Genomic DNA, 23756 nt, shown 5'->3' on the forward strand with positions numbered 1-23756 from the left:
TGGCGATCACGAGGTCTCTCCTGATCGGTCGGCGCCGGGGTCGAGCAGTTCGGCCAGGTGCAGGGCGCGGATGCCCTGGTCACCTGCGAGGTGGTCGACCTGTGTGGCGCAGCTGAAGCCGTCCGCCACGACGACTACGGGTGTCTCGTGGTCGATGCCGTCGAGGCGTGGCTTCAGGGCCAGTCCAGCGACGGCCATCGAGGTGTCGTAGTGCTGTTCCTCGAAGCCGAAGTTGCCGGCGAGTCCGCAGCAGCCCTCGGCCTCGTCGACCTTCGTCACGCCGAGGCGGCTGAGCAGGTCGCGTGGGTGGCGGCCCTTGAAGGTGGCGTACTCGTGGCAGTGGGTCTGCAGGACGACGTGTTCCGGCAGTTCGGGAGGCGTCCAGCCGGGCGCGGCGAGGTTGCTCAGGGCACCGGTCAGGGTGTGGACGCGAGCCGCGACACGCTGGGCGGCGTCGGTGCCGAGCAGTTCGGGCACGTCACGCTTAAGGGCGGCGGCGCAGCTGGGTTCGGCCACGATGATGGGCCGGTCGTCGCCGTCCAGCCGGGCGACGGTACGGGCCATCACGCGGCGGGCGATGGACAGCTGGCCGGTGCTGACCCAGGTCAGGCCGCAGCACAGGCCGTCCTGGGGCGTGCAGGGGAGGCCGGCGTCGGCGAGTACCCGGCTCGCCGCTCCCGCCACCTCGGGGCGGAAGGCGCGGGTGAAACTGTCGACGAAGAGCAGGGCCTTCGCCGGTTCAGCGGTCCGCGCCGAACGCAGGGCCCGGCGCAGCGCGCGCCGGGAGGCGAAGGCCGGGATCCGGCGCTTCGTGGTCACCCCTCCGAGGCGGGCGAGCAGCTTGCCGACCGGTCCGCGCAGCAGCGCGTTGACCGGGCGGGCGGCGTATCCGGCGAGTGCGGAGGTCAGGGGCAGCCAGCCGAGGGAGTAGTGGGAGCGGGGCCGGAGCCTGCCCTTGTAGTGGTGGTGCAGGAACTCCGCCTTGTACGTGGCCATGTCCACGCCGACCGGGCAGTCGCTGGAACAGGCCTTGCAGGACAGGCACAGGTCGAGGGCGTCGCGCACCTCCGTCGAGCGCCAGCCGTCCTCCACCAGCTCGCCCCGCACCATCTCCTGGAGCAGGCGGGACCGGCCCCGCGTGGAGTCGTTCTCCTCGCCCGTGGCCCGGTAGCTGGGACACATCACGCCACCCGCGTCGCTGCGGCAGCGGCCGACGCCGACGCAGCGGCGTATCGCGCCCGCGAAGCCGTCCTCGTCGTGCGGGAAGGAGAAGAGGGTCTCGACGGGCAGCAGCACGTCGGCCGGCGTGTGCAGTGCCAGATCGGCGTCGAGCCGGGCCGGTGCCACGATGATGCCCGGGTTGAGCAGTCCCTCGGGGTCGAAGATCTCCTTGAAGGCGGCGAACGCGCGGATCAGCCCGTGGCTGTACATGACCTCCAGCAGCTCGCTGCGGGCCCGCCCGTCGCCGTGCTCACCCGACAGGGTGCCGCCGTGGCCGACGACCAGGGCGGCCGCCTCGCTCAGGAAGCGGCGGGCGGACCCACGTCCGTCGGCGGTGGCGAAGTCGAAGTCGATACGCACATGGACGCAGCCCGCGCCGAAGTGCCCGTAGAGCACGCCGGTCAGGCCGTGGTCGACCAGCAGCTTGCGGAAGTCGCGCAGGTAGGCGGCCAGGTTCTCGGGCGCGACGGCCGCGTCCTCCCAGCCGGGCCATGACTCCCCGCCGTCCACCAGGCGGGCGGAGAGCCCGGCACCGTCCTCACGGACCCGCCACAGCGCACGCCGTTCGGCCGCGCTCCGCACGACGCGCCCGCCGGTCGTGCGACCCCGGGTCCTGAGCACGTCCAGCAGTTCGACGGCGCGGGCGTCGACCGCGTCCTGGTCGTCGCCGTCGAGTTCGACGTACAGCCAGGCCCGCCCGTCGGGCAGTCCGGTCACGGAGTCGGGACCGCGCCGGGCGCGCATGGTGGCGACGATCGCCTCGTCCATACCCTCCACGGCGGTGGGATTCCAGCGCAGGATCTCCGGCACGTCCTCGGCCGCGTCGACCACGTCGTCGTAGCCGAGCGCGAGCAGGGCGGAGGCCTGTGCGGTCGCCGCCAGGCGGACCGTCGCCGCGGTGACGACCGCGCAGGAGCCCTCGGTGCCCACCAGGGCACGCGCCATGTCGAAGCCGTGCTCGGGCAGCAGGTGGTGCAGTTGGTAGCCGGAGACCTGGCGCGGAAGACGGCCCTGCTCGGTGCGGATCGGCGCCAGGTTGGCGTCGATCAGCCGGCGCACATCCGCTTCGAGGCGGGCGACACGCTGTACGGCGTCCGTGTCGTTCGGGTCGGCCGCGCGCAGGCCGGTGCGGTCGGCGACGGCCCGCACGCCGTCGGCCGTCACGATCTCCAGCGCCTCGATGTGAGAGCTGGTACGCCCGTGCCGCACCGACCGGTTGCCGCACGCGTCGTTGCCGATCATGCCGCCGAGGGTGCAGCGGCTGTGCGAGGAGGGGTCGGGGCCGAAGGTGAGCCCGTGCGGGGCGGTCGCGCCGCACAGCGCGTCGAGGATCACTCCTGCCTCGACGCGGGCGGTGCGCGTGACCGGATCGATGTCCAGGATCCGGTTCATGTACCGGGAGAAGTCCAGGACGACGCCCGGACCGACCGCGTTGCCGGACAGACTGGTGCCGCCGCCGCGCGCGGTGACCGGAACGCCCGTCTCGCGACAGGCGCGCAGCACCGCGACCACGTCGTCGGCGTCACGGGGGAACACCACGGCCCGCGGCGGGACGCGGTAGTTGGAGGCGTCGTAGGCGTAGAGGCCGGTGGAGCCCGGTCCGGTCTCCACCCGCAGGCCGGGAGCGATCTCGGTGAGCCGCGCGACCAGCGGCTCCAGGGCCGTGGTGGTGTCCGTCATCGCCCTGCCGCTCCCGATGTTCCGGCCTCGACCGCGGTCGCCCACGCCCGGAGGCCCTCGTCCACGGCCGTCTCGTCGATGACGAGCGCCGGAATCATCCGTACGACCTGGTTCCAGGCTCCGCACAGCAGCAGAAGCAGGCCCTCGTCGATGGCGGCGCGCTGCACACGGGCGGCGGTCTCGGCGTCGGGGCCGCCGTCCTCGGTGACGAACTCGGTGGCCAGCATCAGCCCGAGGCCCCGCACGTCGCCGATGCCCGGCGTCCGGTCGGCCACCGCCTCCAGCCCGTGGCGCAGCCGCTTGCCCATCGCCTCGGCGTTCTCGACGAGATTCTCGTCCCGTACGACGTCGAGCGTGGCGCAGGCCGCGGCGCAGGCGACGGCGTTGGCGCCGTACGTGCCGCCCTGCGAGCCGGGCCAGGCCTTGGCCATCAGCTCCTCGGAGGCGGCGATGCCGGACAGCGGGAAACCGCTGGCCAGCCCCTTGGCGGTGACGAGGATGTCCGGGGTGACACCGAAGTGGTCGTGGCCCCAGAAGCGTCCGGTGCGGCCGACGCCCGTCTGCACCTCGTCGAGAATCAGCAGGAATCCATGGCGGTCGGCGCGCTCCCGCAGCCCCTCCATGAACGCCCGGGTGGCGGGCACATACCCGCCCTCGCCGAGGACCGGCTCAACGATGATCGCTGCCGTGTCGGCGGGCGAGGAGATCGTCTGGAGCGTGTAGTCGAGTTCCTTCAGGGCGAAGCGGGTGGCGGTCTCCTCGTCCCAGCCGTAGCGGTAGGCGGACGGGAAGGGGGTGACGACCACCCCGCTCATCAGCGGCGAGAAACCGGAGCGGAAGCGGGTGCCCGAGGTGGTCATGGCGGCGGCGGCGACCGTACGGCCGTGGAAGCCGCCGTGACACACGATGACGTTCGGCCGGCCGGTGGCCTGGCGGGCCAGGCGCAACGCGGACTCGACGGCCTCGCTGCCGGAGTTGGTGAAGAACAGACTGTCCAGGCCGGCCGGCAGCACCTCGCCCAGCTTGTCGACGAGGCGGCGCAGGGGCTGGTGCATGACCGTCGTGTACTGGCCGTGGATCAGCGTGCCCACCTGCTCCCGCGCCGCCGCCACGACCTTGGGGTGACAGTGCCCGGTGCTCGTGACGCCGATGCCGGCGGTGAAGTCGAGATAGCGGCGGCCGTCCTGGTCGAAGAGGTGGACGCCCTCGCCCCGGGCCGCCACCACGGGCGTGGCCTGGCGAAGGTGCGGCGACAGTGCGGTCATGTTCGTCTCCCGGCCTGGTGGGTCTGCTGTGGTGTCCCGAGCATCTGTGCGGACCAGGGGTGCGCCAACCCTCGATCTGTCCGGCGGGGCCGCGACATCCGGACGTTGTGTCAGCCTCTTCGGGGTCATGCCGGGTGCCGATCGTTCACGGACGGCTCTTGCGCAGGTCAGCGACGCTTGTCACAGTGGCCGAGCACTCCCGCGCGCGGCGCCGGGCCCGAGCAGGGAAGCCCCTGGAGACACCGTGAACGACAACCACCCGGCCGGCCACGGGCCCACCCGCGCGGTCACCCTCGCCGACGTTCTGGCCCTCCCCGTCCTGGCCGCCGGACTGCCCCAGGTCGTCACCGGCGCATCCCACCTGGACCGGCCGGTCGGCTGGGTCCACATCACCGAACTGACCGACCCCGCGTCCTTCCTCAAGGGCGGCGAACTCGTCCTGACCACCGGAATGCCGTTCCCGGAGGACGCGCCCGGCGTGCGCCGGTACGTCGACGAACTCGCCGACGTCGGGGCCGCGGCGCTGGTCATCGAGCTCGTACGCCGCTATCACCGCCCGCCGGACGCACTCGTCGACGCCTGCCGCCTGCGTGGCCTTCCCCTCGTCACGCTCGCCAAGGACGTCAACTTTCTTGAGGTCACCCAGGTCGTGCACGCGCTACTGCTCGGCAACCAGGCGGACGCGATGCGCCGTACCCAGCGCATCCACGAGGCGTTCACCGCCCTGACCCTGCGCGGTGCCGGCCCGGAGGACGTGGTGCGTGCGGCGGCGGAGATGTGCGGCCGCACGGTCGTCCTGGAGAACCTGACGCACCAGGCACTGATCTGCGAACCGTCCGGCGGCACGGTGGCGGAGGCGCTCACCGGTTGGGAACGGTGTTCCAGAGCCACCGGGGCCGCCGACCCCACGGCGACGTGCGGCCCGGCGGGCTGGCTCACCGCACCCGTCGAGTACCAGGGCGAGCGCTGGGGCCGTGTGATCATGCTTCCGGCCCGCCCCGACGGTCCCGCCTTCGGGCCGGAGGACTTCACCGTGCTGGAGAGGACCGCGATGGCGCTGACCGTCGCCCGACTCGTCCATTCCACCCCGTGGGAACGCACGGCACACCGAAACGCCCTTCGCGACCTGGTCGACCAGCGCCACCACTCCGCCGAGGACGCCCGCGCCCGCTGCGCGGCACTGGGCCTGCCGACCGACCGAAGCCGGTTCGTCGCGGCCCTGGTGGCTTTCCGGTCCGGCGGAGGGGGAACCGAACCCGAGGCTCGCCTGTTCCAGGAGTTGCGGACGGCAGGTGTCGCGGCCCTGGTCGGCGAGTTGGCCCCCGACCGGCTCGGCATCCTGCTGGCGCTGCGTCCCTCCCAGCCCTGGCACCCCATCATCGAAGGCCTGTGCGGCACCGTGCTGAGTTCGGCCCCGCAGGCGGTGGTGAGCGTCGGCTCGGAGATCACGGACCTCTCCGACACCGCCCGCTCGTTCCGCGAGGCGGCCCGCGTCGCCGAGGCCACGCCGCCCGGCCAGCCCCTCCCCCCGGACCGTTCCTTCCACGAGCTGTCCGACATCGACCTGCCCCGCCTGCTGTACGCCCTCCGCGAGGACACCCGGATCCAGGAGTACACCGAACAGCGACTCGGGCGACTCATCGATCACGACGCCCAGCACGGCACGGACCTGCTGGCGACCCTGCGCCACTACCTCGAAGCGGCCGGCAACAAGACCACCGCCGCCCGCCGGGGCGCCCTCTCGCGCGAAACCATGTACCAACGCCTGCGGACCATCGAACGGGTCCTCGACCGCGATCTGGAGTCCGGCGCACAGCGCACCGAACTGCACGTGGCCCTCACCGCGCTCGATGCGCTTCGAGCCCACTGACGCGGAAAAGAGCTGCGGCCTCGGCCGGTGCTGCTCGGCAGCCGACCAGCAACCAGACATCGGAGGTCAGCCGACCGGTATGTCGTCGATCCTGAATTCAGGCATCCCTAGGATGTTCAGACGGAAATTCGCGTGATACTCAAGCGGTGCCCCAGGTGGGGTCGGTTCGGGGTGGCGGCGAGGGTGTAGTCCCGTGTGCCGCCGTGCCGGACGAAGGACGCCGGGAGCCAGGGGCGGTCGCTCGTCAGGCCGTTGACCGCGAGGGAGTGGACGTACGGGGTGTCCGCCGCCGCCCCCTGTGCGTGGATCGAGATGTCGTTGCCCTAGGGGCGGTTGATCTCCATCCTCGGGAACAGGGATGAGACCAGGACCAGTTCGGCTCGGGACGGCACCTGCGGGTACATGCCGAGCGCGGCCAAGACGTACGCCAGCGGTGCCACGGAAGGCCCGACGTCCCGGAGGGGACGCGCGCGGGTCGTCCCGGCGGGGTACCGCCTCCACTCCTGTGGGGAGCAACCGGTTTGACGATGCTGCTTGTTGGAGCGATAGAGTGATGACCAGACCGCCGGACAACGTTGTCTCAGATGGTCGCCTCCCCAGACGTACTCCACCCGGGCCTCATCCCCCGTGCCGGCCCGGCTCGCGGACCCGGTGGGTATCGACCACCGGGTCCGCCCTGAGCTGCCTCACCTGTGCGTGTGTGGCCCCGCATGTCCGGGTCAGGTGCTAACCGACCCGGCAGGGCAGAGTAGTCGCCGTATCACCGCCCGCGCCCCGGACGACGTATCCGAACGTCGCTGTCTTGCCCGGATCGAGCGAGCCGTTCCAGTTGGCGTTGTGGACCATCACCGCCTGGCCGTTGTAGGTGGCGTCGCCGTTCCAGAGGCTGTCCACCGCCTGGCCCGCCGGAAGCGACCAGTCGACCATCCAGCCGAGCATGGGCACGGTCCCGGAGTTGGTGACGGTCACCTCTGACTGGTAGCCGCCGTTCCAGCTGCCCGTCGTGGTGCGGGTGGCGGTGCACGCGCCGGGCGGGGGCTCGGTGGGCGGGTTGCCGGGGTCCTTGATGCCCGTCACCTCTCCGTTGCCGCCGTCGAAGACGACGTCGGAGCAGGAGTAGAAGGTCTCCGCACTGTCGGAACGCTGCCACACCATGTAGATGAGGTGGCGCCCGGACTTGTTCGCCGGAAGCTTGCCGTTCCAGGAGTAGTTGGCCTCGACGTTGCCCGGGGTGCCGTTGAGCGGCGGGTGGTCGACGCTCAGGAACGGCTGGGACTCCAGCGCGTCCCAGGTGAGGGTCTTGGTCGGGTCGAAGCCGTCCTTGGTGATGTAGACGTAGAACCAACCCGGGTGCGCCGCCCACGCGTTGTACGCGAAGTCGACGTTGGCGCCCGAGGTGAGATGGGTCAACGGCCAGTCGGCGCTGGGGGTGTTGAACCCGGTGAAGTTGGGGTTGCCACCGCTGCAGAGCTGACCGTCCGGGACGAAGCCCCGGGTGCGGCCAGCGCCGTCCGAGCGCAGCACCGAGAACCAGTTGTAGAACGGCGTTGTCCCGCTGACCTGTTGGGCCGTCTTGCAGGCCGGGTTGATCGCCTTGATCTCACCGGTGTCCGTGAGGGCGTCCTCCCAGCACAGGAAGGTGCGGCTGCCGGGTTTCATCGGGGTGCCGTGGGCCTCCGCGTCACCGCCCGCCGTGACGACCAGACCGAGGGCCGGAATCGCGGTGAGCAGGGCCAGGAGGACGAGGAGAAGGGCCCTGCCTCGGGTGGGGAGTGGTAATCGGCGTGGGGTGCGGGGGGAAGGTGAGGAGGGTGGGGAGGTCGAGGTGCGTGTCAGGTCCATGTCATGATCTCCTTCAGTCGTACGCGGTGCGCCGTACGTCGTGCGGTACGTACGGAACGTGCGGGTGAAGGGGCGCGCCCGACTGGGGGCGCGCGTGCTGCGCGATGCGCACGGTGTGATGCGTGGGGGGTGGTGAGGTGGGAGCGGTTCCCGCTTACGGGTTCCGGTCCGCTCGGTATGGGAGCGCTCCCACCTCACTCTCCAACGAAGCTAGCGCCGCGGGGTGAAGTTGTAAACGCCTGACGCACAAGGGCCGCACACAGATGACTGGAGTTCCCGGGGTACGGTCGCGCTCACCGCCGAACAGCCGCGCGGAGATCGGGTCGGCGCGTGGTCTGCGGGACCGGGCTCGCGGTGGGCGGCCGGTGGGCGGCTCGATCGTGAACTCGGTGTGCCCCGGGGCGATATCCACGTCGATGCGGCCCCGGTGCGGGGCTATGACGGCCGACACGATGGCGAGGCCGAGGCCCGACCCCCCGTCCTGGGAACCACTGCGGGCGCGGGAGGCGTCGGCCCGGGTGAAGCGTTCGAAGACGGACGGGAACAGGTGCGGCGGGATGCCTGGGCCGTCGTCGCGTACGCGGATGACGCACCGGTAGTCCACGACCTCGACGCAGGCCGCCGCCGTCGTGCCACTGGGCGGGTGAACCCGTGCGTCGGCCAGCAGGTTGGCCACCATCCGGCGCGGCCGGGCCTCGTCACCGGCGGCCAGCACCGGGGGGGGCACACGGACGTTGTCGCCGCGAACCCCAGAAGTGCCAGACATGTCCTGATCGTGCCCCGGTTGCCTGGGGGAACCCGGTGTCTAACCTGAGCCCAGGCCCATGTCCTGACACCGCCTGCCTCCCCGCACAGCACAGGGCCGCACCCCCGTCACCGGGGATGCGGCCCTCAACTGCCTTACCGGAACCGCTACTTGGCCGAGGTGGCCTACTTGCGGATCAGGTTGCGCAGCACGTACTGCATGATGCCGCCGTTGCGGTAGTAGTCCGCCTCGCCGGGGGTGTCGATGCGGACGACCGCGTCGAACTCGACGCCCGTGTCGGTGGTCACCTTGACCGTGCGCGGGGTGGTGCCGTTGTTCAGCTCCTCGACACCGGTGAAGGAGAAGGTCTCCTCGCCGGTGAGGCCGAGGGACTGGGCGGTGGCGCCCTCCGGGTACTGGAGGGGGAGCACGCCCATGCCGATGAGGTTCGAGCGGTGGATGCGCTCGTAGGACTCGGCGATGACGGCCTTGACGCCGAGGAGCGCGGTGCCCTTGGCGGCCCAGTCGCGGGACGAGCCGGAGCCGTACTCCTTGCCGGACAGGATGACCAGCGGGATGCCCTGCTCGATGTAGTTGCGCGAGGCGTCGTAGATGAAGGCGACAGGCGCGTCGGGCTGGGTGAAGTCGCGGGTGTAGCCGCCCTCGGTGCCCGGCGCGATCTGGTTGCGCAGGCGGATGTTGGCGAACGTACCGCGGATCATCACCTCGTGGTTGCCACGGCGGGAACCGTACGAGTTGAAGTCACGGCGCTCGACGCCGTGCTCCGTGAGGTACTTGCCACCGGGGGTGTCGGCCTTGATCGCGCCGGCCGGGGAGATGTGGTCGGTGGTGACCGAGTCGCCGAGCTTGGCGAGGACGCGGGCGCCGGCGATGTCCGAGACCGGGGTGGTCTCCATCGTCATGCCCTCGAAGTACGGGGGCTTGCGTACGTAGGTGGACTGCGGGTCCCACTCGAAGGTGTCGCCCTCGGGGATGGACAGCGCCTGCCACTGGGCGTCGCCCGCGAAGACGTCCTTGTACGACTTGCTGAACATGTCCTCGCCGATGGCGTTCGCCACGACGTCGTTGACCTCGGCCTCGGAGGGCCAGATGTCGGCCAGGAAGACCGGCTTTCCCTCCTGGTCCACGCCGAGCGCGTCACGCGTGATGTCCACCTTCATGGACCCCGCGAGGGCGTAGGCGACGACGAGCGGCGGGGACGCCAGGTAGTTCATCTTGACGTCGGGGTTGATCCGGCCCTCGAAGTTACGGTTGCCGGAGAGCACCGAAGTCACGGCCAGGTCATGGTCGTTGACGGCCTTGGAGACCTCGTCCGGCAGCGGGCCGGAGTTGCCGATGCAGGTGGTGCAGCCGTAGCCGACGAGGTTGAAGCCGACCTTGTCGAGGTAGGGGGTGAGCCCCGCCTTGTCGAAGTAGTCGGTGACGACCTTGGAACCCGGGGCGAGGGTGGTCTTGACCCACGGCTTGCGGGTCAAACCCTTCTCCACGGCCTTCTTCGCGACGAGCGCGGCGGCGACCATGACGTACGGGTTCGAGGTGTTGGTGCAGGAGGTGATCGCCGCGACCGTCACCGCGCCGTGGTCGATCTCGTACGTCGAACCGTCGGGGGCGGTCACGGTGACCGGGTTGGACGGCGCGCCGTTCGGGGCGACGGCCGGGGAGTCGGAGGCCGGGAAGGACTCCTTGCCCGCCTCGTCGACGTCGTCGACGTAGTTGCGGACGTCCGTCTTGAACTGCTCGGCGGCGTTCGCGAGGACGATACGGTCCTGCGGGCGCTTCGGGCCGGCGATGGAGGGCACGACCGTAGAGAGGTCGAGCTCCAGCTTCTCCGAGAAGTCGGGCTCGGCGGCCGGGTCCAGCCAGAGGCCCTGCTCCTTGGCGTACGCCTCGACCAGCGCGACCTGCTGCTCGGCGCGGCCGGTGAGCTTCAGGTACTTCAGGGTCTCGCCGTCGATCGGGAAGATCGCGGCGGTGGAACCGAACTCCGGCGACATGTTGCCGATGGTGGCGCGGTTCGCGAGGGAGGTGGCGGCCACGCCCTCACCGTAGAACTCGACGAACTTGCCGACGACACCGTGCTTGCGGAGCATCTCCGTGATGGTCAGCACGAGGTCGGTGGCGGTGGTGCCGGGCGTCAGCTCACCGGTGAGCTTGAAGCCCACGACGCGCGGGATGAGCATCGAGACGGGCTGGCCCAGCATCGCGGCCTCGGCCTCGATACCTCCGACGCCCCAGCCGAGCACACCGAGGCCGTTGACCATGGTGGTGTGGGAGTCGGTGCCGACCAGGGTGTCCGGGTACGCCTGGCCGTTACGGACCATGACCGTACGGGCGAGGTGCTCGATGTTGACCTGGTGGACGATGCCGGTGCCGGGCGGGACGACCTTGAAGTCGTCGAACGCGGTCTGACCCCAGCGCAGGAACTGGTAGCGCTCCTTGTTGCGACCGTACTCCAGCTCGACGTTCTGGCCGAAGGCCTCCGGCGTGCCGAACTTGTCGGCGATGACGGAGTGGTCGATGACCATCTCGGCCGGGGAGAGCGGGTTGACCTTCGCGGGGTCTCCGCCGAGCGCCTTCACGGCCTCACGCATGGTGGCGAGGTCCACGACACAGGGCACGCCGGTGAAGTCCTGCATGATCACGCGGGCCGGCGTGAACTGGATCTCCTGGCTGGGCTGCGCCTGCGAGTCCCAGCCACCGATGGCCCGGATGTGGTCGGCGGTGATGTTCGCGCCGTCCTCGGTACGGAGCAGGTTCTCCAGCAGCACCTTCAGGCTGTACGGAAGGCGAGCCGAGCCTTCCACCTTGTCCAGCCGGAAGATCTCGTACGACTCGTCGCCCACGCTGAGCGTGCTACGGGCGTCGAAGCTGTTCGCCGACACGACAGTCTCCTTCATTGATGTGCGCGTTCATCGCATCCTGCCGCCACAACGCTTAACCGATCCGCTAAGGTAAGGCTAAGTTAGGCAAGCCTTAGTGGCAGAGATATCTCGATGTCGAGATAACTCTAGTACATGGGCGGCGAATGGTCATGCCCGGCCGCGGTGCGATGTGGCCATCACCGCGCCGATCCGGGGTAACCGACCCCCATGCCTCTCACCTTCCGCAAGAGCTTCCGGATACTTCCCGGCGTACGCCTGAACATCAACAAGGGCTCCTGGTCGATCACGACCGGAGGCGGCAGCCACGGGCCGCGGCACACCCACAGCAGCACGGGGCGCCGCACGACATCGATGGACCTGCCCGGACCGTTCGGCTGGCGCCGCACCCGTTCCGCCAAGCGCCGCTGACGGTACGTCACCCGCACGGACTCCCCAGAAGGCGCCATCTCATATCTGAGATAACCTCGATCCCATGGCAGACGACTACCTCGTACGTATCGGCAAGCTCATCCGTGACGCCAGGCAGCACCGTGGCTGGACACAGACGCAGCTTGCCGAGGCACTCGGCACCAGCCAGAGCGCGGTCAACCGCATCGAGCGCGGCAATCAAAACATCAGCCTTGAGATGATCGCTCGAATCGGTGAAGCCCTCGACAGCGAAATCGTCTCGCTGGGGTATGCGGGGCCGATGCATCTGCGCGTGGTCGGCGGTCGTCGGCTGTCCGGCGCCATCGACGTCAAGACCAGCAAGAACGCGTGTGTCGCGCTGCTGTGCGCCTCGCTCCTCAACAAGGGGCGCACGGTGTTGCGCCGCGTCGCCCGCATCGAAGAGGTGTACCGCCTGTTGGAGGTGCTCAACTCGATCGGCGTACGGACGCGGTGGATCAACGACGGCGTGGACCTGGAGATCGTGCCGCCGGCCGAGCTGGACATGGCGGCCATCGACGCCCAGGCCGCTCGCCGGACCCGCTCGATCATCATGTTCCTCGGCCCGCTGCTGCACCGCATGGACAGCTTCCGGCTGCCGTACGCGGGTGGCTGCGACCTCGGCACCAGGACCATCGAGCCGCACATGATCGCGCTGCGCCGGTTCGGGCTCGACATCGCGGCGACGGAGGGGCTCTACCACGCCCGCGTCGACCGCTCCGTCTCCCCCGGCCGCCCGATCGTGCTGACCGAGCGCGGGGACACCGTCACCGAGAACGCGTTGCTGGCCGCCGCCCGGCACGCGGGCGTGACCGTCATCCGCAACGCGTCCTCCAACTACATGGTCCAGGACCTGTGCTTCTTCCTGGAGGCGCTGGGCGTACGGGTCGAGGGCATCGGCACGACGACGCTCACCGTGCACGGCGTACCGACCATCGACGTCGACGTGGACTACTTCCCCTCCGAGGACCCGGTGGAGGCGATGAGTCTCCTGACGGCGGCGGTCGTCACCGAGTCCCAACTGACCGTGCGCCGGGTGCCGATCGAGTTCCTGGAGATCGAACTGGCGGTCCTGGAGGAGATGGGGCTCGACCACGACCGTACGGCGGAGTACTTCGCGGACAACGGCCGTACCCGGCTGGTAGACCTGACGGTCCGGCCCTCCAAGCTGGAGGCGCCGATCGACAAGATCCACCCGATGCCGTTCCCGGGCCTGAACATCGACAACGTGCCGTTCTTCGCGGCCATCGCGGCCTCGGCCCAGGGCAAGACCCTCATCCACGACTGGGTCTACGACAACCGCGCGATCTATCTGACCGACCTGAACCGCCTCGGCGGACGCCTCCAACTCCTCGACCCGCACCGCGTCCTGGTCGAGGGCCCGACCCGCTGGCGGGCGGCCGAGATGATGTGCCCGCCCGCGCTGCGACCGGCGGTGGTGGTCCTGCTGGCGATGATGGCGGCGGAGGGCACGTCCGTACTGCGGAACGTGTACGTCATCAACCGGGGGTACGAGGACCTGGCGGAGCGGCTCAACTCGGTGGGGGCGCAGATCGAGATCTTCCGGGACATCTGACGCGACGATGCCGCCGCACCCGCCCGGCCTACGGTGAGGTGGCGGGTCGAGGAGAGGGTGTGGCGGCAGCTGTGGGACTTCTCCGGGACTTTGCGCCTACGCCGGGCTCCATGGCCGCGCACCACGAACGCGGGTACCGGGTGTGCGGCGGTGGCAGTCGAGGGTGAGTTCGAGTTCGCCTGCGACGGGGTCATCGAACACCTTTGCTGCCCCCGATGCTCGCCCTCACGTGGTGTCGTCCCGAGGCCGCTGCCGCGAAAGTGCACAAAGCGCACGAGGCACACGAAGCAGAGAAACCCCAGCCGGCGTGCGGCTGGGGTTTCTCAACGTGGTGCGTATCGGTCAGCAGGTGGAGTCGTCCACGGCGTAGACCGCTCGTCTACGGGTTGGCGGACCGCACCCCGTCGTGGTCACCGTGGATCCGGCGGGTCAGCGCTTCAGGGTGAGGAGGCCCGGCCGGTACGGCAGCAGCGCGTAGGGGGTGGTGTCCCCAGGTGCGCTGGGGGTCCTGCCCTGGTAGAGGAGTTGCAGGTTGCAGGCGTCGACGGTCATGGTCTGGTCGGGGTTGTTGCGGACCAGGTCACCGTGGCTGATGTCGTTGGTCCAGGTGGCACCGCTGTTGGCCTTGCCCGCGAAGGGGTTGGACTCGGTGGCGGCCTGCGGGGTCCACGTACCGTCCAGGCTGGAGGCCGTGAACGAGCGGAAGAAGCGCTGCTCGGAAGCACTCCGAGCCTCGACGATCATGAGGTACTGGTTCTGGCCCTGGACCTTGTAGACCTGCGGCGCCTCGAACAGGTTCTTCTCCGTGTCGCTCATGATCGTCGTGTACGACGAGCCGAAGCTGGCCGGGAAGTTTCCGATCGGCATGCTCGCCCGGTAGATCTTGCCGTTGTCACCGGCGAAGAACAGGTACATGTTCTGGCCGTCGGCGATCAGGGTCGGGTCGATCGGGACGCCGCCCTCGCCGGCGGGGAAGCTGGCGGTGAACAGGTTCTGCGGCGCGGACCAGCCGTTGGGGTTGGTGGGGTCGCTGGACGTGCGGTAGGTGAAGGTCCAGTTGGTGCCCCAACCCAGTGAGGCCAGCACCCAGATGTTCTTGGGCGCGAAGTAGAACAACTGGGGCGCCACCGCGCCCTGGTTCATCTTGGTCTGGGTGGTCGACGCCATGTCGGACCAGTTCGTGAAGGGGCTGAAGCCCATCGAGCCCCAGTTGCCGTCGGAGTACGTCGCGTACACCAGGTGCTTGCCGTTGTACGTCGTGGTGGTGAAGTCCTTCAGCGCGGCCCACCCGTTCGCCGGCTGCGCCAGCGCACCGGTCGACGTCCAGTTGTACGTCGACGGAAGCGAGCAGGAGGTCGTGGCCAGGCCGGTCCACTTCTGGTTGCCGGCGCCGTTGCAGGTCCAGAGCTGCACCGCCGTGGTGTTGGCCGTACCGCCACCCGAGACGTCCAGGCACAGCCCGGACTCCACGCCGACGATCGTGCCGTCGGCGTTCGCCCGCCACTGCTGGTTCGTGCCGCCGTTACAGGTGTAGATCTGCACCTTGGTCCCGGCCGTGTTGGCGTGACCCGGAACGTCCAGGCACTTGTTGCCGTAGACGGTCAGCTGGTTGCTGTCCGTCAACGTCCACTGCTGGTTGGTCCCGCCTGTGCAGTCCCAGATCTGCAGGCCTGTGCCATCGGTCTGGCTGAAGCCCGGCACGTCGAGACACCGGTTTGAAGCAACACCGCGCACGGCGCTGGTGGTGGCCGCCTGAGCCGGGCCGGCGACGAGCGTCGCCGCCAGTGTGACCAGGGCCGCGATCACGGCGGCGAGCACTCCGGACAGGTGCCGGCGGCTGAGAATTCGTCTGCGCATGAGGACCTCGTCGTCCCTTGAGTGAGCGGTTCCGGTGGGCCCCGTCAGAGGGTGTCCGGACTTTCGATGCGTGCGGTTCGCAGTGACGCGTGGGCACCGGGTCTGCCCTTTGCGGCTTCCCGGTCCTGCGGGTCGTCCGACAAGACCGGTGGAGGGCCGCGTCTTCGGGCTGGCGCGAAAGGCACCGGGCTGCGCGGACGTTGATCGTCGTGGTGCGAGCCCGCCGTGCGGTGACCCCCGCACGGCGCGGTCCGTTCGAGCTCCGATCGAGACCGGGGTCCTCGCGGGACGGTGCCGACTGGATCGTCCAGGGGATCCCCTGAGCGAGACGGAGCTGAGGAATCGAACGGCTCAACGGCCTGCCGTGCCCTCCTGAAGAGGGCATCGGGCGTCACCGAGCCGGGTGAAGGGATGGTGCTGCCACGCGGCTCCCTCCATAAGGTCGTCGGCCGTGTTCGCTGTCCCGTCCGGGCCGCTCGGACAGCGCGGGTGAGCCCGTCACGGTCATAGCGTCACCAGGACGGTCGCGGCCGACAGGCACAGGACCGGGACCCGGCGACGGCCGAAGCGTCTGAGCGTTCATACCTCTCCTCGTACGGTCGAGTGCGGGCAGCGGCAGCGGCCGGAATCGTCTCGATTCGCGGCGTGGTGGAAGAGCAAGCCAGGACCGACCCCGACTTGTTCGCAATACCGAACATAGGTCGAAATATCGAGCCTTCTGGATCATAGGGAATCTGTGAACAGCGTCAATACCTCTCACACGGTTCGAGCAACGCCGATCATCCACAAGGCTTGAGTAACGAAACTCCGCAGGTCAGCCGCTCGAACGGCCGGGCTGCGCGGCGGAGGCCCAGCCGATCACCGAGGTGCCGGCGCGGAGTGTGCGATGGGCGCGCTGCCGGGCACAGCCCGCGCTTGACGCGTCACCGTACGTGCGCTCCGGCGTGCTGCCGAGCACGGCAATCAGGAAGCCGTCGATGCCTTGGTGGAGGCAAGCCTCGGCATGGCGCCCACCTTGGCTGCGGGGCGCGAGGGCCGTGTCACCACGTGCCCTCGCGACCACGGAGCACCCCGCGACCTGATCGACGTGTTCGCGGCGTCCCGCCGCTGGACCAATGCCGCGCTCGAGGAGTTCGGCCGCCGGCACGCTCGTGGCCGCTTCGAGCGCGAAAATCCGCAGTCGAACCTGACGGGCGCCGAGTGGACTGACGACGAAGCCTTCGGCGCCTACGGGCTCAGTGACGCCACCATCAGCGCACTCCGCGCTTGGGCCTTCAGCGGGCCGCCGACCTCGCGGCCCGTCTCCTCGAAGAAACCGATGATCCGCACGTTGACTGATCACTTCTGGGCGAGACGTATCTGCCGGCGATCAGAGCAAGAGCGCCGAGAGCGCAAGGAATGAGTACGCGGGAAAGCAGTCGGCCGTCGGTGTGCGTCCGCCAGAGCCCTCGCCCAGCCAGGACTCACCCGGGAGTGGGGTGACTCAACTGACGGGCGGGGCTCCACGCGACGGCGGCCGACCGGTGTCAGGCGCTCAGTGCCGTCCGCAGGGTGGTGGCCATCAGGTCGATGGCCTCCTTCCCTTCCGGTGCCGGGCCGGTGTGGGTGAAGTAGTGGTCGACGCCCTCGAAGACGCGGTGGGTGACGGGGACGCCGGCGGCCTCCAGGGCCTTCGCGTAGGCGGCGCCCTCGTCGTGCAGCCGGTCGTTCCGCGCGGTGATGACCAGGGCGGGCGGCAGTCCGGCGAGGTCGTCGGCGAGTCCGGGTGAGACGAGCGGATGGGTGAGGTCCGCGGGGTCCGGGACGTAGGCGGCGGTGAAGATCCGCATGAGCTGGGGTGTGAGCAGCGGCTTGGCGATGGGCGAGGGCTTGGTGACCGGGTCGGCGACCTGGTCGAACGGCCCCGAGTCGAGGAGCTGGAGCCGGGGCGTGAAGGTGCCGCGGTCTCGTGCCGTGCGGCAGACCGCGGCGGTCAGGTTGGCCCCGGCGCTGTGTCCGCCCACGGCGAGTCGCGAGCCGTCCCAGCCATGGGCCTCACCGTTCTCGGCGACCCACGCGGTGACGTCGTACGCCTGGGTGACGGGCGCGGGGAACCGACGTTGCGGGGCCACCGCGTAGTCCACGTTGATCACGACGCAGCCGGCCTTGGCCGCTATGTAGCGGCAGATGTGGTCGTCCTGTTCGGGGCGGGCGATCACGAAGCCGCCGCCGTGGAGGTTGACGTACACGGGGGCGGGGGTCTCGGCGCCGGCCGGCGGACGGTAGACGGTGCAGGTCACCGGGCCGGCACCGGTCTCCACCCGGAGGACCTCGGTGCGCTTCGGGATGTCGGTGAAGCGCAGGTCCTTGTGCACACGGGACATCACGCGGCCGAGCAGCAGCTGGATCGCTCGTGCCTGGATTCCGGGGCTGAATGGCATGGCTCGGTCACCCATCACTACAACGTTGAACTATCAGGATTCCTGATAATGAACGCTCCTCCCGCATCGCGCAATGGGGAGACGGGAACCGGCCTCGCCGCATGCCACTCGCCCGCCCGTGCACCCCTCTCCGTGAACCCAGGAGAGTGAACCCAGGCATCGCGGGCCGATGCCCGGAACCGGCAACGGTCGGCAATGTGCGGCCCGGCTCCAGCAGGCCGTCGAGGCCGCGACCGCCGCCGACGTCCTCACCCGAGACGTCAGCGGCACGGTCACTACCACGACCACGACCACGACCGAGGGAGCCCCCGAGGCCCGCATCGACGCGCTGCCCCCTGACGGCGACGGGCGGGGCCGGCACGTCAGTCCGTCATGGCGTCCCGGACAAGGGCCGTGTCGACGAACTGTTCGAAGCGCACGATGAGTCCACCGCGTACGACGAAGTGGTGGGCCACGCGGACGGCGACCGGCTTGCCGGTGGCCTTGTTGGCGGCGGTGTAGCGGGCGAGGACGACGACGTTCTCGCCATCGACGACGTACGTGTCGTCGTGCGCGGCCCAGCCGTCCCAGTCCTGGCCCAGCTTCTCCATCACGTTGGCGGTGACGCCCTCGGGCGTGCGGTAGGTGCCGGCGAGCGGGAAGCCGGCCATCTCCGTCCACTCCACGTCGGGGGCGAGAGTGGCCCGCAGGGCCGCCAGGTCACCTGCCGCGGAGGCCAGGTACTGGCGGCGTACGACGTCGGCCGGACCCGTCGAGGCCGCGAACTCGGAGACGGTCATGGTCAGCCCCACTTCATTTCGCCCTTGGCGACCTTCGCACCGATCTGAGCGGCGATCAGCATGCCGTTGTCGGGGTAGCGCTTGACCAGCGCCTCGGTCAGCGCCGCGCCGTCCGCGGCCTTGCCGAGCTCCTCCTCGAAGGCGACCAGGTACTCGCGGGTGGCGGAGATGGCGGTCGCGTCGGCCGGGGTGCCGGGCAGGCGGTGGCCGGGGACGACCAGCCGAGGGGCGAGGGCGGCCATCTCGTCGAGCAGGTCGATCCAGGCGGCGCGGTCGTCGGGGATGGCGGTGTCGGCGACCCAGACGTGCTCCTGCTGGAAGAGCAGGACGCCGCCGAGGAGGGTGCGGGACTCGGCCTGCCACAGGTAGTGGCGGTCGGGCAGCGCGGGGGTCCCGCCCTTCAGCTCGAAGCGGTGACCCTCCAGCGTGAGGTCACCGGTGAGCGGCTGGAGGTCGACCAGCCGGGCGGGCAGGTTGGGACCGAGGGCGGCCCATGCCTTGAGCTTGCCCTCGTAGGAGTGCTGGATGTGCTCGATGACGATCGGGGTGGCCACGAACGTCGCGTCGGGGAACGCGTCGGCGATCACCTCGGCGCCGAAGTAGAAGTCGGGGTCGGCGTGGCTGACGAAGACCGTGGTCAGCGTCTTGCCCGAGTCGAGGATCTCCGCGGCGAGCCGGTGGCCGTCCGCGCGGGTGAACGCGGCGTCCACCAGCAGCGCCTCGTTCTCACCGGTGACGAGCGTGGCGGTCTTGTTCTTGCTGCCGGCCGGGAAATCCAGGTCCAGGACCTTGAAGGACAGGGCACTCATCGAAAGCTCCTTGCGGGTAAGGGGGTTGAGGGTGGTGAAGGGGGTGGGGGTGAGGGGGATGCGAAGGACAGTGGGGACGGGGAGGTTCAGGGGGTACGAAGGGTCGCGAGGCGCTGGTCGACCTCGTCGGCGGTGGCGTGGCCCCGGGCCAGGTCCGTGACACGGTCGCCGTCGACGGCCAGGAGGGTCGGGAAGCCGGTGACGCCCAGCGAGGCGGCGCGGTGGAAGTCGACTCCGGCCGCGTCCCGCGCCCCGGGCCCTTCGAAGGCGGCCACCACGGCGTCGGCGTCCAGGCCGGCCGTCTCGGCGACCTTCCGGTAGGTCGCCGGGTCGGAGAGGCTGAGGCCGTCGACGTAGAAGGCCCGCTGCAGCGCGATCGCGAGCTCAGCCGCACGGGCGGGGGCGGCTTCGCGCAGGGCGGCGACCCCGTGGGCGGCGACCTCCGAGTCCATCACGAACGAACCGTCGGCGATCAGATCCTCGTACGCCCCACCGAACTCGGCACCGGTCAGCTCGGCGATCTGGGCGTTGGCACCCTGGACGTACCCGAACTGGCTGATCGGCACCCGGCGCGAGCCGGTGAACAGACCGCCGGACACCACCTCCACCGGGATCTCCGGGTGGCGGGAGACGATCTCGCTCAGGGTTCCGGAGAACCCGTGCGACCAGCCGCAGTATGCGTCGAACGCGTAGACGAGCTTCATGGGGGACCTCGGCAGGGGTGGGGCGCCCACCTGGTGCGAGCGCTTCGCCTGAGGAAACAGTAACTGACGTGTCAGATATTTCCCCGCACCTGTCTCCCTCATGTGGCGCCCGTCATACCCCCGCCCGCCCCACCCGCACCCGCCGGGTCAGGGCAGGCGCGGCAGCTCGTCGCGCGCCGAGTGACTGAGGATGCGCAGGTCCTCGGTGAACCGCTCCCAGTCCTCGGGCGGCAGAGGCGCCACGAAGTAGCGGCGTATGTTCTCGACGTGCAGCCGGGACGCCCGCACCACGGTCTCCTCCCCCAGCCCGGTCAGACGCACCAGCCGGCCGCGCCGGTCGTCCGGGTCCTCGGCCCGCTCGACCAGTCCGGCCGCCACCATCCGGTCGACGAGACGGGTCACACCGCCCGTGGTCAGCACCTGCTCCTGGGCGACGGCCCGCATGGACAGCCCGGGCTTGCCCGCGCGCCCCAGGATGAGCAGCACCTCGAACATCAGGTGACTGATGCCGCACTCCTGTTCCAGCGACCGGCCGAGGAGGTACTCCAACCGGTTCGCGGCGCCCTGCAACCGCCCGAACGCCAGCACCAGCGCGTTGTTCGCGGCCTCGCGCGGCGACGAGATCTCCGCCCGCTCAGCCCCGCCGGCACCGCCACCACGACCGCCGCTCTCGCCCTCCACAGCTCCCATCCACCGATCATCCCGCGTCCTAGATTTGGCAGAGTGCAAAATTTACCCTGCGCAATGATTGAATCCCTCCTCGCTCCCGTACCTCCTGGCGTACGAGCCGCTCACCTCAGGAGGCACCATGCCCATCTCGGCCAAAAAGGCGGGGAACATCTTCGTGTTCGGCGCTCTGGGGCTGACCCTCACCGCGCTGGCCTACCCGGCCATGGTCGGGGTGCAGACCACGACGAGTTCACCGGACCGTGTCATCGCCAACACCCGGTACGGCCCGCTGACCGAGGCCGACCGGGACTTCGTGGTGAAGGTGCGGGCGGCGGGGCTGTGGGAGTACCCGCTGGGCGAGATGGCGATGGAGCGGGGCACGACCCCGGAGATGAGGGAGGCCGGCAAGCATCTGATCGTCGGTCACGCCGGACTCGACGACATGTGCCGCAAGATCGCGCCGGAGCTCGGAGTCGTGCTGCCCAACCTGGCGTCGCCGCAACAGCAGCAGTTCGTGGCCACCGCCGACGCGGCCACCGGCAAGGAGTTCGACTCCACCGCCGTCACCATCATGCGGGTGACGCACGGGCAGATCTTCCCGGTCATCGCCAAGACCCGTGCCACCACCCGGAACTCCATGGTCCGTGCCCTGGCCGACCTGGCCAACGACACCGTTCTCGACCACATGACCGTGCTGGAGAACACCGGTCTGGTCAACATCGACCAGGTCAACTTCCAGCAGAGCACGCCACCTAAGCTGCCCAAGGACAACACGACCCCGCCGCCGCCCCAGCAGGGCGCACCGATCGTCGCGCTCACCCCGCGCCCCGACCTGAACATCCGCACGGCCGCCCCCGCGCCCACCGGCCCGCCCACTCCGGCGCCGACAGCGGGCTGAACGACGCGGGCCGGGAGACTCCGGACGGGGATCTCCCGTGCCGGTGACGGTGTCAGACGATCACGGTGTCCACCCAGCCGAGCGGGTGCGGCTCCGTGTCGTCCGTCGCCGGGGCCGGGGGCTCGCCGCCCGCCTCGGTGAACACGGTGAGCGCCTCGACGAGCGCCGCCCGCTGGGCGGGGGCGAGACGGGCGACGATCCCGGAGATCTCGGTCCGCCGCCGAGCCGTGACGTCCTCGACGGTGCGCCGCCCCTCCTCGGTGAGGCCCAGCTGGGTCTCACGGCGGTTGTCGGGGTTGAGGTGCCGCTCGGCGAGGCCTGCCGCGATCAGCCGGTCGACCATGCGCATCGCGGTGGACGGGGCCACCTGGAGCTGGTCGGCGAGCGTCACCAGCTTGGTGTCCCCGCGGGTGGACAGCACGACCAGCATCCGGAACTGCGGAAGCGTCACGCGTTCCTCGACCGCGGCGAGGGACCGGGCGGAGACCGCCACCAGCAGCCGTGACGCCGTCAGCACCGCACGGGTCACCGCGTCAACATCGTCCATGTCCCCTGCGGGGGTCTCGCGGTCCGCCATGGGTCCTTTCTACCGTGCCGAAGTGACCACTCCCGCCCACGTGGGGAACAGATTGCCATTCACCCGTGACCGAAGCGGCGGGGCATGACCACCGGCGGTGGTCCCGCGTGATCCGGTGGTTGTAGCGTTTCCGGGTGCCGGACGACGACTCAAGTGACGCGATCGACCCATCCGACGGGTACCGGGAACTGGGCGAGGCCGCCTGGTCGTGGGTGCTGGACCAGATCCGCGAGGACGACGGGCCGTGGCTGCCGGAGACGGTGTCCGAGGACCTGGCGGACGGCGGTCCGGACCCCGTACCCGCGAAGGACCGCGACAGCCTGTACGGAGGGATCGGGGGCCTGGCCCCCGTGCTGGCCGAGATCGCCCGGCACCGCGAACCCACCGACCGGGAGCGGTCGTTGGCGACAGGGATCGTGACGAGACTGTCGGCGGCGGTGCGGACCCGGACGGAACCCTCGCTGTACGACGGTCTCGCCGGAGACGTGACGGCGCTGCGGCTGCTCGCACCGGGCACGGAGTCGGTAGCGCTGCGGCGGCTGGCCGAGCTGGCGGCCCCCGACGGCTGGCGGACCACCGTCGAGTTCGAAGCGTGTTCCGACGCGCCGCTGAACGACATCATCATGGGCACCGCGGGCGTGGTGCTCACCGCAGTCTGGGCGGGCGGCGAACACGCGGAGTCCATCGCGACGACGGGCTGCGAGGCGCTGCTGCGGGTGGCGCACCGGACGGAGGCCGGCCTGGACTGGGGCATCGGGGCGGCCACCGGGTCGCGGGCGCCGAACTACTCGCACGGCACCGCCGGAGTGGCCTCGGCGCTGGCCGTGGCGGGGGCCGCGCTGGGCCGCGAGGACTTCGTCGAGGCGGCCGTCCAGGGAGCCCGGCACGTCCTGTCGGTGGGCTCCCTGGAAGACGGTGGTTTCGTCGTTCCGCACACGATCCCGCCGTCGAGGCGGGAGGTCGAGCCGGTGACGTACACCTGGTGCCACGGTCCGGCGGGCACCTCGCACCTGTTCTCGGCGCTGGCGCACGCGGGCGTCACGAAGGTGTCGGGGCTGGACGTGGGTGAGCTGCGGCAGCGCTGTCTGACCTCGATCCTCACCTCGGGTGTCCCGCGGCGGCTGCGCCCCGGCTTCTGGGACAACGACGGCCGCTGCTGCGGCACGGCGGGCGTGGGCGACGTACTCCTGGACGCGGCTCAGGACAGTGCGGACGCCGACACCGCGAAGGCCCTGGTGCGGGCGGCCCGGGTGATGGGCGACGCGTTGGTGGAGCGGGCCGTCAGGGACGGGGCGGGCGCCCGCTGGCGGTTCGTCGAATACCGTCAGGAGTCCCCGCTGCTGCCGCCGGGCACCGCGTGGATGCAGGGCGCGGCGGGTATCGCGGCGTATCTGTTCCGGCTGGCCCGGTTCCTCGACATCGGGCCGGAGGCGGTGGTGGTGGACCGGCCGGACCAGTGGTGGGCGGTGCCGGAGCGGCTGCGCGTCGCGGGCGGTACGGCCGTGTCCTGAGCGT

Annotated in this window: 18 protein-coding genes and 2 pseudogenes; 6 read left to right on the forward strand and 14 right to left on the reverse strand. The window is 70.2% G+C overall.

The features are described from left to right. Positions 1-6 precede the first annotated feature (6 nt). Together QA861_RS09735 and QA861_RS09740 are read right to left on the reverse strand one after the other, a co-directional pair. A complete protein-coding gene (locus QA861_RS09735) occupies positions 7-2901 on the reverse strand; it encodes an FAD-binding and (Fe-S)-binding domain-containing protein (RefSeq protein ID WP_334587826.1) in 2895 nt (964 codons plus the stop codon). Further along, entirely contained in the window at positions 2898-4166 is a 1269-nt protein-coding gene (locus tag QA861_RS09740; RefSeq protein ID WP_334587828.1) for an aspartate aminotransferase family protein, read from the reverse strand. The genes QA861_RS09735 and QA861_RS09740 overlap by 4 nt, the downstream gene beginning before the upstream one ends. A 244-nt stretch (positions 4167-4410) precedes the next feature. On the opposite strand from QA861_RS09740, the gene QA861_RS09745 reads away from it, so the two are divergent. Further along, complete coding sequence (locus tag QA861_RS09745; RefSeq protein ID WP_334587829.1) at positions 4411-6036, forward strand: PucR family transcriptional regulator; 1626 nt, start codon at positions 4411-4413, stop codon at positions 6034-6036. A gap of 164 nt (positions 6037-6200) precedes the next feature. On the opposite strand, the pseudogene QA861_RS09750 reads toward QA861_RS09745, so the two are convergent. From QA861_RS09750 to acnA, 4 genes and pseudogenes are all read right to left on the reverse strand, one after another. Beyond that, a pseudogene (locus tag QA861_RS09750) lies at positions 6201-6461 on the reverse strand (glycoside hydrolase domain-containing protein); the annotation flags it as partial. 301 nt (positions 6462-6762) lie between these two features. Then, positions 6763-7878 carry a lytic polysaccharide monooxygenase auxiliary activity family 9 protein gene (locus QA861_RS09755; protein WP_334587830.1) on the reverse strand — a complete coding sequence of 372 codons (1116 nt, stop codon included), beginning with the start codon at positions 7876-7878 and terminating at the stop codon, positions 6763-6765. 154 nt (positions 7879-8032) lie between these two features. Next, complete coding sequence (locus QA861_RS09760) at positions 8033-8644, reverse strand: ATP-binding protein (RefSeq protein WP_443041468.1); 612 nt, start codon at positions 8642-8644, stop codon at positions 8033-8035. A 164-nt stretch (positions 8645-8808) separates the two neighbouring features. Next, positions 8809-11526, reverse strand: a complete 2718-nt coding sequence (gene acnA, locus QA861_RS09765) for an aconitate hydratase AcnA (protein ID WP_334587831.1) — start codon at positions 11524-11526, stop codon at positions 8809-8811. A 207-nt stretch (positions 11527-11733) separates the two neighbouring features. Between acnA and QA861_RS09770 the strand changes: the two genes are divergently transcribed. Then, complete coding sequence (locus tag QA861_RS09770) at positions 11734-11934, forward strand: DUF4236 domain-containing protein (protein ID WP_006383106.1); 201 nt, start codon at positions 11734-11736, stop codon at positions 11932-11934. 64 nt (positions 11935-11998) lie between these two features. Continuing rightward, positions 11999-13528 carry a helix-turn-helix domain-containing protein gene (locus QA861_RS09775; protein ID WP_334587832.1) on the forward strand — a complete coding sequence of 510 codons (1530 nt, stop codon included), beginning with the start codon at positions 11999-12001 and terminating at the stop codon, positions 13526-13528. 429 nt (positions 13529-13957) lie between these two features. On the opposite strand, the gene QA861_RS09780 is transcribed toward QA861_RS09775, so the two are convergent. Next, entirely contained in the window at positions 13958-15385 is a 1428-nt protein-coding gene (locus QA861_RS09780) for a non-reducing end alpha-L-arabinofuranosidase family hydrolase (protein WP_334587833.1), read from the reverse strand. 814 nt (positions 15386-16199) lie between these two features. After that, the gene (locus tag QA861_RS09785) at positions 16200-16343 is read right to left on the reverse strand and encodes a hypothetical protein (RefSeq protein ID WP_334587834.1); all 144 of its coding nucleotides are present in this window, start codon (positions 16341-16343) and stop codon (positions 16200-16202) included. A gap of 99 nt (positions 16344-16442) precedes the next feature. On the opposite strand from QA861_RS09785, the pseudogene QA861_RS09790 reads away from it, so the two are divergent. Continuing rightward, positions 16443-16723 (forward strand): annotated as a pseudogene (locus QA861_RS09790) (hypothetical protein); the annotation flags it as partial. 188 nt (positions 16724-16911) lie between these two features. Here QA861_RS09790 and QA861_RS09795 read toward each other — a convergent pair. The 5 genes from QA861_RS09795 to QA861_RS09815 form a co-directional block, all read right to left on the reverse strand. Further along, complete coding sequence (locus QA861_RS09795) at positions 16912-17805, reverse strand: alpha/beta hydrolase (RefSeq protein WP_334587835.1); 894 nt, start codon at positions 17803-17805, stop codon at positions 16912-16914. Positions 17806-18167: 362 nt separating this feature from the next. After that, the gene (locus QA861_RS09800; protein ID WP_334587836.1) at positions 18168-18584 is read right to left on the reverse strand and encodes a nuclear transport factor 2 family protein; all 417 of its coding nucleotides are present in this window, start codon (positions 18582-18584) and stop codon (positions 18168-18170) included. A gap of 2 nt (positions 18585-18586) precedes the next feature. Next, positions 18587-19393 carry an MBL fold metallo-hydrolase gene (locus QA861_RS09805; protein ID WP_334587838.1) on the reverse strand — a complete coding sequence of 269 codons (807 nt, stop codon included), beginning with the start codon at positions 19391-19393 and terminating at the stop codon, positions 18587-18589. 86 nt (positions 19394-19479) lie between these two features. Next, positions 19480-20097 carry a DsbA family protein gene (locus tag QA861_RS09810; RefSeq protein WP_334587839.1) on the reverse strand — a complete coding sequence of 206 codons (618 nt, stop codon included), beginning with the start codon at positions 20095-20097 and terminating at the stop codon, positions 19480-19482. Between the two features lie 147 nt (positions 20098-20244). Continuing rightward, entirely contained in the window at positions 20245-20787 is a 543-nt protein-coding gene (locus QA861_RS09815) for a MarR family winged helix-turn-helix transcriptional regulator (protein ID WP_334587840.1), read from the reverse strand. A gap of 118 nt (positions 20788-20905) precedes the next feature. Here QA861_RS09815 and QA861_RS09820 point away from each other — a divergent pair, with 118 nt between their 5' ends. Further along, positions 20906-21664 (forward strand): DUF4142 domain-containing protein, encoded by a 759-nt coding sequence (locus QA861_RS09820; RefSeq protein WP_334587841.1) that lies wholly within the window; start codon positions 20906-20908, stop codon positions 21662-21664. A 52-nt stretch (positions 21665-21716) separates the two neighbouring features. Here QA861_RS09820 and QA861_RS09825 read toward each other — a convergent pair whose 3' ends face one another. After that, positions 21717-22241 carry a MarR family winged helix-turn-helix transcriptional regulator gene (locus QA861_RS09825; RefSeq protein WP_334587842.1) on the reverse strand — a complete coding sequence of 175 codons (525 nt, stop codon included), beginning with the start codon at positions 22239-22241 and terminating at the stop codon, positions 21717-21719. A gap of 134 nt (positions 22242-22375) precedes the next feature. Between QA861_RS09825 and QA861_RS09830 the strand changes: the two genes are divergently transcribed. Then, positions 22376-23752 carry a lanthionine synthetase LanC family protein gene (locus QA861_RS09830; protein WP_334587843.1) on the forward strand — a complete coding sequence of 459 codons (1377 nt, stop codon included), beginning with the start codon at positions 22376-22378 and terminating at the stop codon, positions 23750-23752. Positions 23753-23756 lie beyond the last annotated feature (4 nt).

Source organism: Streptomyces sp. B21-083 (genome assembly GCF_036898825.1).
Taxonomy (GTDB): Bacteria; Actinomycetota; Actinomycetes; order Streptomycetales; family Streptomycetaceae; genus Streptomyces.